Source organism: Neobacillus ginsengisoli (genome assembly GCF_030813055.1).
Genome location: NZ_JAUSTW010000004.1, coordinates 296,338 through 309,155 on the forward strand (window position 1 = coordinate 296,338; position 12,818 = coordinate 309,155).

Annotated in this window: 14 protein-coding genes; all 14 read right to left on the reverse strand. The window is 41.0% G+C overall.

Translation table 11 applies throughout. The features are described from left to right. Positions 1–24: 24 nt before the first annotated feature. The 14 genes from J2S10_RS13815 to J2S10_RS13880 all read right to left on the reverse strand — a co-directional run bounded on the left by J2S10_RS13815 (position 25) and on the right by J2S10_RS13880 (position 12,433). Positions 25–246 carry an aldehyde dehydrogenase family protein gene (locus J2S10_RS13815; protein WP_307408685.1) on the reverse strand — a complete coding sequence of 74 codons (222 nt, stop codon included), beginning with the start codon at positions 244–246 and terminating at the stop codon, positions 25–27. A gap of 25 nt (positions 247–271) precedes the next feature. Further along, positions 272–1,165, reverse strand: coding sequence for a R2-like ligand-binding oxidase (locus tag J2S10_RS13820; protein ID WP_307408687.1), 894 nt, complete (start codon positions 1,163–1,165; stop codon positions 272–274). A gap of 29 nt (positions 1,166–1,194) precedes the next feature. Further along, the gene (locus J2S10_RS13825) at positions 1,195–2,718 is read right to left on the reverse strand and encodes a long-chain-fatty-acid--CoA ligase (RefSeq protein ID WP_307408689.1); all 1,524 of its coding nucleotides are present in this window, start codon (positions 2,716–2,718) and stop codon (positions 1,195–1,197) included. Positions 2,719–2,732: 14 nt separating this feature from the next. Then, on the reverse strand, positions 2,733–3,683 hold the full coding sequence (locus tag J2S10_RS13830) for an MBL fold metallo-hydrolase (protein WP_307408690.1): 951 nt from the start codon (positions 3,681–3,683) through the stop codon (positions 2,733–2,735). Between the two features lie 300 nt (positions 3,684–3,983). After that, complete coding sequence (locus J2S10_RS13835) at positions 3,984–5,627, reverse strand: long-chain fatty acid--CoA ligase (RefSeq protein WP_307409250.1); 1,644 nt, start codon at positions 5,625–5,627, stop codon at positions 3,984–3,986. A gap of 104 nt (positions 5,628–5,731) precedes the next feature. Further along, complete coding sequence (locus J2S10_RS13840) at positions 5,732–6,901, reverse strand: thiolase family protein (RefSeq protein ID WP_307408692.1); 1,170 nt, start codon at positions 6,899–6,901, stop codon at positions 5,732–5,734. Between the two features lie 36 nt (positions 6,902–6,937). Continuing rightward, positions 6,938–7,711, reverse strand: a complete 774-nt coding sequence (locus tag J2S10_RS13845; RefSeq protein ID WP_307408693.1) for an SDR family oxidoreductase — start codon at positions 7,709–7,711, stop codon at positions 6,938–6,940. A gap of 99 nt (positions 7,712–7,810) precedes the next feature. After that, entirely contained in the window at positions 7,811–8,500 is a 690-nt protein-coding gene (locus tag J2S10_RS13850) for a class II aldolase/adducin family protein (protein WP_307408695.1), read from the reverse strand. A gap of 111 nt (positions 8,501–8,611) precedes the next feature. Further along, positions 8,612–9,013 carry a MaoC/PaaZ C-terminal domain-containing protein gene (locus J2S10_RS13855; RefSeq protein WP_307408697.1) on the reverse strand — a complete coding sequence of 134 codons (402 nt, stop codon included), beginning with the start codon at positions 9,011–9,013 and terminating at the stop codon, positions 8,612–8,614. Next, complete coding sequence (locus J2S10_RS13860) at positions 9,010–9,459, reverse strand: MaoC family dehydratase N-terminal domain-containing protein (RefSeq protein ID WP_307408699.1); 450 nt, start codon at positions 9,457–9,459, stop codon at positions 9,010–9,012. The genes J2S10_RS13855 and J2S10_RS13860 overlap by 4 nt, the downstream gene beginning before the upstream one ends. 21 nt (positions 9,460–9,480) lie before the next feature. Then, on the reverse strand, positions 9,481–10,245 hold the full coding sequence (fabG, locus tag J2S10_RS13865; protein ID WP_307408701.1) for a 3-oxoacyl-ACP reductase FabG: 765 nt from the start codon (positions 10,243–10,245) through the stop codon (positions 9,481–9,483). Positions 10,246–10,305: 60 nt separating this feature from the next. Next, on the reverse strand, positions 10,306–11,484 hold the full coding sequence (locus J2S10_RS13870; RefSeq protein WP_307408703.1) for an acyl-CoA dehydrogenase family protein: 1,179 nt from the start codon (positions 11,482–11,484) through the stop codon (positions 10,306–10,308). 203 nt (positions 11,485–11,687) lie between these two features. After that, entirely contained in the window at positions 11,688–12,059 is a 372-nt protein-coding gene (locus tag J2S10_RS13875; RefSeq protein ID WP_307408705.1) for a DUF3147 family protein, read from the reverse strand. Positions 12,060–12,076: 17 nt separating this feature from the next. After that, the gene (locus tag J2S10_RS13880; protein WP_307408706.1) at positions 12,077–12,433 is read right to left on the reverse strand and encodes a DUF3147 family protein; all 357 of its coding nucleotides are present in this window, start codon (positions 12,431–12,433) and stop codon (positions 12,077–12,079) included. Positions 12,434–12,818 lie beyond the last annotated feature (385 nt).

Sequence of the window (12,818 nt, forward strand, 5' to 3'; positions counted from 1 at the left end):
GCGACATCATACGCTTTATTGACATCACGAGTCTTTCGGATTCATAGATTTCCAGCCACTATTATCAAACGCATCCCTAGCAGCCTTAACTGCCCTATCGACATCTGCCTTTGTTCCTTTTGCTACCTTTGCAACCAGCTGACCGTTTGCGGGATTAAACACATCAAATGTTTCACCGCTGCAGGCCTGCTCCCATTTTCCATTAATAAAGAGCGGAAATGTTTGCACATCAACATTTACTATCATCGTAAATCCTCCCTTTTATAAAACCTTATAAGACACCTAACTCACTTTCTGTAAATCTATAAATCTCTTCAATTTTTTTCCCTTTTGCCCTAGCTAAAATTTCCATCCGGACAGATAGCTGTTTCATGGTAAAATTCCTAATATCCTCCGGGTTTCCGCCGAATGAGCTTACCTCCCTTCCTGCAATTCCTTCTTCATTTAACCTGAGGGCTAACGGAGTTAGTTCAGCCATTCTTGCGGCAACAAAATCAAAGAGATGCGGATGTTCGCAAATTAATCGTTGAAGCAGGAATGTGCCATAACCGATATGTCTTGATTCATCCCTTTTTAAGTTACCGACACCCTCTAAGAGCCCCGGCATAATTCCGGCTTTTTCTAATGCTTGATAGAATGAATAATATCCCGTTTCTGCCAATACTCCTTCGACAAACATGTTGTAAACGACTGAAGCTTCAGCAATCGCCTCCGGGGATTGATCCGTCACGAGGTGCTGCATCGTTGTTGGAAGAATTTCATAGAATATCTTCTTATACGTTGGAGTATGACAGTAGGATAAATCTCCTCTCTCGCCAATCGCATTTAATACTAGACGGAAAAATTCTGTATGTTTGGCTTCTTCGTACAAGAACGTTGTTAAAAACATTTCTTCTTCTATTCGTCCTTCTTTTGCAATCGCCATAATTAGCGGAAGAAGATCAAGGGTTACTGCTTCTTCACCTGCCTGAAATTGTGAGATCAAACGCAAAATATCGGCTTGTTGCTCTGAATTTAATGTTTTCCAATCCCGTTGATCCTTACTGAAATCGATATCTGCCGGATTCCAGGTTCCAACCCGCTTTGCCTTTTGGTATAAGCGATACGGAAAAGAATCTTCGAGTAGGCCTCTCGTGCTTGTCGTTAAAATCTTTCGTGTTTCCATAATCATTCTCCCTTCGAATTTTCTTTACGTTAAAGAATTCCTAATTCAGTTGCCGTCTTCCGTAAATGTGTTTTTAATATTTTGCCAACCCCATTTCTTGGCAGTGCATCAAGAAAGACAATTCTTCTGGGTGTTTTGTTTTTTGCTAACTGGTCTTGGCAATAGCGAATTAACTCTTCTTCCGTCACTTCGGTGTCGGGTTTCTTCACTACACAAGCAACCAATTCTTCTCCCATCCGCTCATCGGGAACACCGACAACTGCGGCTTCGAAAACAACTTCATGGGCATTAAGAATTTCTTCTATATCACGTGGATAGACATTAAAGCCGCCGCGTATAATCAAATCCTTCTTGCGATCGACAATATAAATATAGCCTTCATCATCGACCCGGGCCATATCGCCTGTAAATAACCAGGAATTTTTTATTACTCGGTTCGTTTCCTCCGGGTTTTGGTAATATCCGGATGTTACATTTTCACCGTAGATAATTAGCTCTCCAACCTCCCCTTTAGGAACTTCATGACCAAGATCATCAACTATTTTTACCGTTACCCCGGGTATCGGAAATCCGACAGAACCCGGTTTAATTGGGAATCCTTTACGGTGCGCGGTTACAACAGGGGCCGCTTCAGATAACCCGTATCCCTCATACACCTTCGCCGCAAATTTTTGTTCAAACGCCTTCAGCAATGCAACCGGTAATGGAGCAGAACCTGATCCGACAGACTCAAGGCTTGCCGTATTATAGTTGTCTGCATAGGGATACGAAACTAGCGCATGAATCATTGCAGGCACGGCTGAAAAAGATTTTACCTGATACTTTTCAATCGTCTCAAAAACTTCTTTTACATCAAATTTTGGAAATACAACAATCGAACTCCCCGTTAGAAAGCAAACATTAGATACCGTAAGCCCATAGACATGGGCAAGCGGCAGGACCCCAAGTGTAGTCCCGCGTTCATACTCGTTATGTTTAGCTGAGTTTGCGGCATTTGAATAGAGATTTTTATGGGTTAATAGCACGCCTTTTGGACTCCCTGTTGTCCCGGAAGTGTATAAAATAACTGCGGTGTCCCCCGCCTTCACATCTCTTTCATCCAAATGAAGATCATTATCTTTTGACAAGACATCATAAAAGTTCCTCATATTATCACTAGTTGGCTGATCCACTGTAATCACTAATGGTTTGCCCGGTAATCCTTCAAGTGCTTTTTCGACAGTTTGGCAAACATGAGAAGAGGTAATCACTGCTTTTGCCCCTGAATTTAAGGCAATATAATGGATCTCTTTTGGGTGAAGCGTGAACATAACTGGCACAATGACTGCTCCCGCACCGGTTATTCCCTGATAGGTAAAAATGACTTCGGGACAATTGGGCATACATACGATAATGCGATCACCAATCGAAATTCCAAGGCGCCGAAGTCCATCGGCAAATTGATCTGCAAACTCCTTCGTCTCTACATTGGTGTATTGTTTCTCTTTGAAAAATAAAAAAGGATATTCACCATACAGGTCAATATTTGTTTCAAGCAGTTCCTTAAGCTTCAAAAAATCACCCCTTTTCATTCATTCATCAAACGATACATCAGAATCGAACCCCGTTTTTCAGAAGCCAACAGATTTCTGGTTTCCAGCAAATCGATATGGCCTTGAATTTGCGATAACCCTAAAAATATCATCCTATCTTTTAAACGCGGATACATCTCTGTGCAAATCTCAAAAACACTTTTTGCACCTCTTGATAAGATATTTACAATTTGCTCACAGCGATTCTCCTGTTCTAGTAATCTTTGTTGAATTAACGATAGATGGTCGCTAAAGGATTCTCCATGACCGGGATAGACCCTTTTTAGCGGCAAGCGGCTAATTTTACTAAGTGACCGGCGGTACTGTAATAATGGCATTGTGCGGGTAATAGTACCAGGAATCGGTGGCTCGATGAACGCATTTACGGAAAAAGCCTTCACTAAATGGTCACCGGCAAATGTATCCCCTGTTTCCTTATCCCAAAGCAAAATATCAGTCTGGCTGTGCCCGGGAACATAAACAACCTCAAAATTTTGCCCCCCTATTTGAATCATATCCCCCTCCTTTAAATAGGAAACATTCCGCCACTTTTCCTCTTTAAAGCTGCGCTTCACGATATGATTCAATGGATCTGCTCCACATTGTTCCATGAATTGACGAAAGAAAGACATATCCCGCTCAAAGTCACCGAAACTAGCGTTTAACGTGCACCTTGCCATCTCATGAACATAAATAGGGACATCCACCTCGTTCTGAATTAAGGGGACTCCACCGGCATGATCAATATGGATATGGGTAAGAATAATTTGATCAATATCTTTAAAGTCAATATTATTCTTATGTAGTTTTGTTTTAAGTTGTTGAAAGGATTCTTTGCCAGGGTTTCCCGTATCAATTAAGGTGATGGTTTCACCAATCACCAGAAATGCGTTAACGGTCCCTTCGGCAAAATGTGTTTCCAGTTCAATAGGCACAATCTCAACCATATCCAAACACTCCCTTCTTTACTAATTCACGCTTAACCATGTTTGACCAACTTCTAACAAAACTATATTTCAGTAAAACAATGAATATGTATAAGTTCTTTCCAATAATTGAAAATACCTGGTAAAAAATTTAAAAATTTCTGACAAATAATGACAACTAGAGGATATATACTACCAATGGTCAGTCCGTTAAAAAGCTACTGGATCAAAATCTCCATCTCTTCCCCCCTTTGACTAAAAGCCCCAGCGTCTAAGGAATACCCTTGGGCGCTGGAACCGGACTCTTTTTGACTAATTGTCCTACTTAACCTTATTTTCAGCTTTTTCCTTTTCCTCCTCCTGAAGCGTACGCCAAAGGATCTTTCCGCTGCTAGTCATTGGGAATTGTTTGCGGAACTCAATTAATCGGGGATATTTATAGGCAGCCATATGCTCCTTTGACCACTCGATAATCTCTTCCTTACTTACCTTTCCTTCGTAACCTTCATTTAAAATAACAAATGCCTTTACTGTTTCCCCTCTCCTTGGATCAGGAGCCCCAACGACACAGGCTTGTTGAATAGCAGGATGCTTATAAAGATATGATTCCACCTCGGTCGGCCAAACTTTAAATCCTGATGCATTGATCATTCGTTTCACACGGTCGACCATAAAGAAATACCCTTCTTCATCATACCGACCGATATCACCTGTTCTAAAAAACTTTTTACCGTCAATTTCCATGAAAGAATTACGGTTTTCATCATCACGATTATAATAACCAACCATGACCTGTGGACCATTAACAATGATTTCTCCCACTTCTCCGATACCAAGTTCTTTGCCTGTTGCAGGTTCAATAATCCTAGCATCGACATCAAAAGAAGGTACACCAAGGCATTGCATTTTCGGGCGTTCTGCCGGATTGAAATGTGTCTGGGCAATGGTTTCTGATAATCCGTAGCCCTCCACGAATCGCAAGCCTGAAATGTTAAATAATTTTTCACCAACTGCTTCAGGCAGTGTAGCTCCTCCCCCGGAAATCGAAGTTAAGGATGCAATATCGTCAGCCTTTAAAGCCGGATTGGCTAAGAAGTCAACGATCATAGTGGCAATTGTGACCCAGTGGGTACATCTTTGATTTTTTATGTGCTCCACTGCGGCTTCTCGATTCCATCTTGTCATGATAACAATGGTACTTCCGCTATAAATCGGCATATGCATGCTGTGAACCATACCCGTAACATGGAAAAGCGGCAAAGTCATCAGATGAACTGCATTCGGAGTAGTATTTGACCAATGGTAGCAGCCAACCGTGTTCGCATTGACAGTCCGATTTGTATGCATACAGCCTTTTGGAAGTCCTGTTGTCCCTGACGTATAGGGTAATATGGCAAGATCATCACCCTTTGCCGTATGTTCACTCGGAGGATAGTTAGCCTGTAGCGCCTCACTCCAAAGGTAATGGCCAGATTCGGATAAAATTACCCTGGGAGCTTTTGCTTCTACCGGAATTGATCCTTCGAACTTACTGCCAATATAGTCGGAATAGGCTGCTATAACCAGATTATCAAGTGTCGTTGTTCCAATTAATGGTTGGACTCTCTCATACAATTCCTGACCCACAAAGGCAGTCTTAATTCCACAATCGCGAATGTAAAACTCCAATTCATTCGCTGTAAACATTGGATTTATTGGAACGACAACGGCATTTGCCCTTAAAATCGCATAATAGCCAATGATAAATTGCGGGGAATTTTGCATGAACAGCAATACTTTATCACCGGAAGACACCCCAAGCTTATGTTGCAGATATCCTGCCAATGCAATTACTTCATCATCTAATTGTCGGTAGGAGATTTTATTTCCATAATAGTAAATAGCATCTTGATCAGGATAACGGGTGGCACTAACTTTCAGGTTGTCATATAACGATGTAGCTGGAACTTTAAGTGACTTGGATATTTTTGGTCAATATGGATAATGAAGAGTTAGCATCGTATATCTCTCCTAAAGTTTGATTTCGAATGTAACCGCTGTCATTTTTCGACATAATGAAGAAATTTCCTCTATTCACGTTCAATAATGGTAGCGATTCCTTGTCCTCCGCCAATACATGCTGTAATAAGAGCAAATCTCCCGCCTGACCGTATTAATTCATAAGCTGCCTTCGTCACAAGAATGGCACCTGTGGCTCCAAGCGGATGCCCGTGGGCAATGGCGCCGCCGTTTACATTAATTTTTTCAAGACCAATTTCAAGCTCCCGATTACAGGCAAGAACCTGAGCGGCAAATGCTTCATTGATTTCAATGAGATCTATTTCCTCCAAAGATAGTCCTGACTTTTCCAGCACTTTCCTAACCGCCGGAACAGGTCCTATACCCATAATGTTCGGATCAACACCGGCTACAGCATACCCCCGAATCACTGCTAACGGGGTTAGGTTTAGTTCCTCTGCTTTTTCACGGGACATAACCACAACTGCCGATGCCGCATCATTTAAACCTGAACTGTTTCCTGCTGTAACTGTACCGCCCTTTAAAAATGCCGGCTGAAGCTTTGCTAATGCATCGATAGTCGTTTGTGGACGTGGATGCTCATCTGTTTTAAAAACGATTGGATCCCCTTTTTTAACTGGAATTGTAATTGGGACAATTTGCTCATCGAAGCGTCCCTTTTCCATAGCAGCCGCCATTCTCTGCTGACTGCGCAAAGAAAATTCATCCTGCTCAACTCTTGTAATCTTATATTTTTCAACAAGATTTTCAGCGGTAATTCCCATTAGCGGATCGCCGATTTCTTTAGGAGATAACTGCGATTTTCTAAAACTTGGAGGTGTTGGGCTAAACGATTTTTCCGGTCGGTCCATCAAATAAGGAGCACGGCTCATACTTTCAGTACCGCCCGCTATGTAGACATCTCCATCACCGGCTAGAATGGCCTGTGCTGCAAGATTAATGGCATTGATTCCTGAACCGCACTGGCGGTCTACGGTAAAACCCGGTATTTCAAGTGATAAACCGGTTTGCAATGCTGTTAATCTGGCAATATTTCCGCCACCTGATAAAACGTTTCCAAAAATGACATCGTCGATCATGTCCGGTGTAATTTTTGCTCTCTTTACCGCTTCTTTAATGACTTCTGCTCCCAACACATGTGCCGGAACAGTTGCTAGAGCACTTCCTTGTCTGCCAATAGCTGTCCGTACCGCTGAAACAATGACTGCATCTCTTTTCATTGTTCATCCTCCCGGAAATTTGGGTTATTTGGAAAATTACATTGCATGTGCCCCGCCGTCAACAACGACAACATCACCTGTTACAAAATCAGAAGCGGGTGCTGCTAAGAATAATGCAACCCCTTTTAGGTCATCGTCAGAGCCAAATTTCCGTAAAGGAGTACCCTCTAATATTCCTTCACCGCCTTGTTCCAGCAAGCCTTTTGACATTTTCGTCGGAAAAAATCCCGGTGCAATTGCATTAACATAGATTCCTTGCGGCCCCCATTTTACAGCCAAATCCTTTGTAAAGGTGATAACTGCACCCTTACTAGAGTTGTAGCCAATTGCGTTCATGTATTTTGGATTCGAACCTTTTAAACCGGCAACAGAGGCTATATTAATGATTTTTCCGGATTTTTGCTCCAGCATTACTTTACCCACTGCCTGCGACATTAAAAACGTGCCAGTCACATTGACATTCATGACCTTTTGCCATGCTTCAAGCGGCATTTCCTCTACCGGAGCACCCCATGAAGCACCGCTATTGTTGACAAGAATGTCAATTCTTCCAAACCTTTCGATCGTCCGTTCAACGACATTTTTTACATCCTCAGGATTGGTAACATCACATTTTAACGCAATGGAGTCCACACCGATTTTCTTTAGGCATACACTTACTTCCTCACAAGCTTCAAGCTTTCTGGAACAGACCACAACATTCGCGCCTGCCTCGGCAAATCCTTCTGCAATTTGCTGCCCAAGTCCCCTACCACCGCCTGTAACAATAGCAACCTTACCTGTTAAATCGAATAAATCTTTGATATGCAAGATACATTCCTCCCAAATTAATCGGCTTTACATACTAACTAGTTGGTATGTGACTTAAAATAATAGTATACGTAATTTTTTGAATATTCAACCTAAATTTTATCCATACTCGTACGTAACACCGGCATGTTCTTCAGCTATTAATACAGGCGTCCCTGCTGACTCTGCGAGTAATTGTGCTTGGCAGGATCGCTCCATGGTAATAAACCACCAAGCCGCTTCATCCACGGATTTCCCCACTGTCAGCAGTCCATGATTGCGTAATATACACGCTTTATGATTTCCCAGGGCTTTGCCGATGCGTTTTCCTTCCTCGATGTCTAATACAACTCCAGTGTAGTCATTGAAAAGTGTGTGATCATTATAAAAGGAGCAAGCATCTTGGGTGATTGGATCAAGGAGGCGGCCAAGTGATGACCATGATTTACCATATACAGAGTGGGAATGTGCAGCGGCAATGACCTCTGGCCGCGCCGCATGAACTTGGGAGTGAATGGCAAAGGCAGCCCGATTAACTGGGTAATTCCCTTCAACAACAACACCTTCATGGTTACAAAGAATTAAGTCAGAGGCTTTAATTTGACTAAAATGCATCCCAAATGGGTTCACCCAGAAGTGATCCTTTTTTTCGGGGTCACGGGCCGTAATATGACCGGCAACACCTTCATCAAAGCCAAATTTTGAAAAAAGGCGAAAGGCAGCAGCTAATTTTTGTTTTAAATGAAGCCTTTCTTCTTCCACTTTTGAGAACACCGGCGGATTATAGCTTAACACCATTTTTACGGACATTTACCCATCACCTTCATTTCCTTTTTTTTAAATAAGGAGTTAAGATAGTAATAAACCCAGCCCTAGGAACGGAATCTTCTCTTGTGCCGGGTAAATATATTTCATCTGTAATTAGTATTGGTGATACAAAACTTCCCCCTTTAAAACTTCAACTCCCTGTTGATTAACTGCCTTAACATTGAAACGAAGGTTTTGATCCTTTTTTTCAATCAATGTTCCCTTCAGTGTAATCACATCATTCAAAAATACCATTCCTTTAAAGCGAATGGAGTAATCCTGAATAAAGCCTTCTTCATAATAAGGAGTAAACAGTTTCGCTAGATTGCCCATCGTCCACATACCATGTGCAATAATTCCTGGTAAGCCCGCTTTAGTTGCTTCCTCATCGATCGTGTGGATAGGATTAAAATCACCTGATGCACCTGCATACTTGATTAAGTCAAGCCTTGTAACAGGCTCTAATTGAATTTCTTTTAGCGATTCACCGGCTTGCAACTCTAAAATTTCACTCATCGTGACAACACCTTCCTTACTGCTTCAGAGATGACAACAGTTGATGTTGAACTGAAGATTATATTTCCTGTGATATCCTCTCCATAATTTTCAAGCAACAGGAAGCCCATTTCACCAAAGTTGCCTTTTTTCTCAAAGTAATTCTTCACTTTTGTATAGCAGTAAATTTCTTCACCAACCAACAATGGCCGCACGTAGTGAAATGTTTGTTCTCCGTGAATCAAACCCTTATTAGGCAGGTTTAAACCTTCGATCACGCCATATTCAAATGTCCTTGGAAATGTTGGCGGGGCAATATTGTTCTTATATCTAGAAAGATGGCCTGTTTCCTCATCAAAATAAATTGGATGAAGGTCCCCGATAGCTTCAGCAAATTTCTTTACCGCCCCTCGTTCAACGACATTTTTTACCTTTCCCGATTGTTTGCCAATTTGTTCTTTGAACAATTCCTCATCACCTCATTACAATTAATTTTTTGGTCCGCCTGCAACGTAAATTACTTGACCATTAACGAATGATGATTTTTCATCAGCAAAAAAGGCAACAGCATTGGCGATATCAGCAGGCTTACCGCTTCTTCCGACAGGGATATTCGCTACGCTTGCTTGAATCATTTGGTCGAAAGTAATGCCGAGTCTGGCAGCCGTTTCTTTGGTCATTTCGGTTTCAATAAAACCAGGGGCTACCGAATTAGCAGTAACACCATACCTGCCAAGCTCAATGGCAAGTGTTTTCGTAAAGCCCTGCAAGCCCGCTTTTGCTGCAGCATAGTTAGCCTGACCGCGATTTCCAAGGGCTGAAGTGGATGAAATATTGATAATACGGCCATATTTATTTTCTACCATGTATTTTTGAACAGCACGGGCCGAATTAAAAGAGCCTTTTAAATGGACATCCATTACCGTTTGCCAATCTGAATCAGTCATTTTGAATAATAGATTATCACGGATAACACCGGCATTATTGACAAGAATATCCACTGAACCAAATGTTTCATATACCTCTTTAACAGAAGCTTCAACTTGCTCGGCATCTGTGACATTGGCAACCTTGGAAAATACTTCATAGCCTTTTTCTTTTAATTCGCTCGTTGTTGCACTCAATGCTTCTTCATTTAAATCGATTAAAGCAACTTTTGCACCTTCTTCTGCAAAAAGCTCGACAATCCCCTTCCCAATTCCGCGGCTTCCGCCCGTTACAAAAGCGACTCTTCCTTCAAATCTCCCTGCCATTCTATTTCCTCCAAACATTTTATAGTAGTTTATCATTTTAGTTAACGCTTACAAATAATTTTATACGAATTGACCAACCTTTACATGCCCTTTAATTAAGTTTCGAGAAATAATCATACGCTGAATTTCATCTGTACCATCATATATTCTCCAAAGTCTTGCTTCCCGGTACCAGCGTTCAATCGGCAATTCTCTTGTATACCCCATTCCACCATGAATCTGCATGACACGGTCAACGACACGATTACCCATATTTGCTCCATATAATTTTGCCATGGAAGCCAGGTGGCGGTTATCTTCACCGGTATCAAGTGTAAAGGCGGCGTTTAATACTAACCATCTAGCTGCTTCGATTTCAACTGCTGAATCTGCTATTTGCCACTGAATGGCTTGTCTTTCTGCAATTGGTTTACCAAAGGTAATCCGTTCCTTGGAATAATCAATCGCCATCTGCAACAAGCGTTCAGCTGCTCCAACAGCTCTTGCTCCGACTACCCATCTTGCAAAACCTATCCATTCAAGTCCAAGATTATAGCCTTTGTGTAATTCACCAAGAATATTTTCCTCAGGAACTCTGACATTATCAAACACTAATCCGGCCGGACCCCATTCTCCCATTGTATGGATATACTCAGATTTCCAGCCCATATCACGGTCTACGATAAAGCAGGTAACTCCTTCACGACCTTGTGTAGATTGATGTCTTTCCTTATCAGTGATTGCAATCGCCATAACAAAGTCCGCTTCGTTTCCTCCAGTGATAAATGTTTTTTCGCCATTTAAGACCCATTCACTGCCATCTTTAATAGCCGTCATTTTAATATTTCTTGTATCAGAACCTGCCCCCGGCTCAGTCATCGCAAAGCAAGATTTCTTCTCACCATTAATGGTTGGGATCAGATATTTTTTCTTTTGTTCTTCGTTACCATAATATAGGATATTATCTGCTCCACCGCCAAATGAAAATGGTACAAAAGTTTTAGAAACTTCCATTAACACAATCGCCATCATCATTTGCCCAAGGTTAGCACCACCGTATTCCTCCGGTGTGTTAATTCCCCAGAAACCCGCTTCCTTTGCTTTTAATTGAAGTTCTTTAAGCTTACCCTCGGGTAAACTCGGTTTGCCTTCTCTTTCATTTCTAAGAACATCATTTTCTAATGGAATCAATTCTTTTTCTACAAACCTTCTAATTGTTTTTTGCGCCATTTTTTGTTCAACTGTTAAACGCAAATACATACCATTCACTCCAATCTTATTCTTGTAATCTAGTTATTTTTTCCGCTCCAAAAAAAAATGCATCTATTTCAGCTAACATACCAACCGGTAGGTACGTTACTTCTATTTTATTCTGAACTTTCAGATAAAACAAGTTTTTGTTTAAGAAAAGATTATATTAAAAATAAAAAAGTCCTTTGCTTTCATACCAAAGGACTTTTTTATTATATATGACGAATTGCTTTGTTTAATGCACGCTCTTTTAAAGAAGAAATGGCAATTGAACTGCCAAGCCATGCGATAAGGCCGATTACAATACTAAAGATCCAATTATTTGATGCTTCCAGAACAAGTAATACGGTTGTCACACAAACCATGCCGCCGATCATCCCATAGACTGAGCCCTTCGCAATATTTGTTGCTTTCTTTGTCCCTGCAGCAATACCGACCATAATCACGGCTGTTAGCATAACAGCCGGAAATGCCGCAAATATACCGGCCAGAATCTTCCATGGTGAAATGATTGTTATAAGATAACTTAGTGAGACAGCTGTCCCTCCAAGTAAAAATCGAATAAATAAGTCCTTTTTATTCACGTAGTTCACCTTTTTCTTTAATGAGATGTAATAAATACAACCACAATTGATACAACAAACCAGCAGGCCATTGAATGGATAATTCCACGTTTCCACCCAATTTTCGGAAGCAGATATCCGGCAATAATGGCAACCAGAATATTAATCGCCATACCAAAAATTGCTCCTTTTGAGATGATGATTGAATGTGTAATTAGTTCACCGCCGTGGAAATCAAGACCGATCGTTAGCAAGGCTGCTAGATAAACTGCCGGAAATGCCGCAAATATTCCTCCTGCCTTTTCCCCCAGCTTCCTCGCAACTAAGGTACAAGCAAGTACTGCTGAGCCTCCCATTAGAAATCGAATGATTAGGGCGCTTAAAGATAAATGCATAGTTTGTTCGCCTCTTTTTTCTAAAGTTTGTGCTTTTATTCACAAATTATTTTATATAGGTATTATACCTCTAATTGACATGGACACCTGTGAACTTTTTATTAAGGTTTTTGAAGCGGTTTCAGAAAATCGGGATTTCTTTTTAAAAAACCTTAGCAAAGGCCAGACCAATTCCCGAAGCACCACCGGTAATTAAGATTGTGTTTCCTGACGTTTTCATACGTTTTATACCTGTCCTAAAATTTTAAATCCTTTGTCTTATTTTAAACAAGCTTCCTAAAAGCTACAATTTTGAAATAATGATTCAATCTATTATTGAAATTATTTGAATTGAAAGTTAAGATGAAAGCTAGCGAACTAACGATTAAAAAGGATGTCGAAAAAA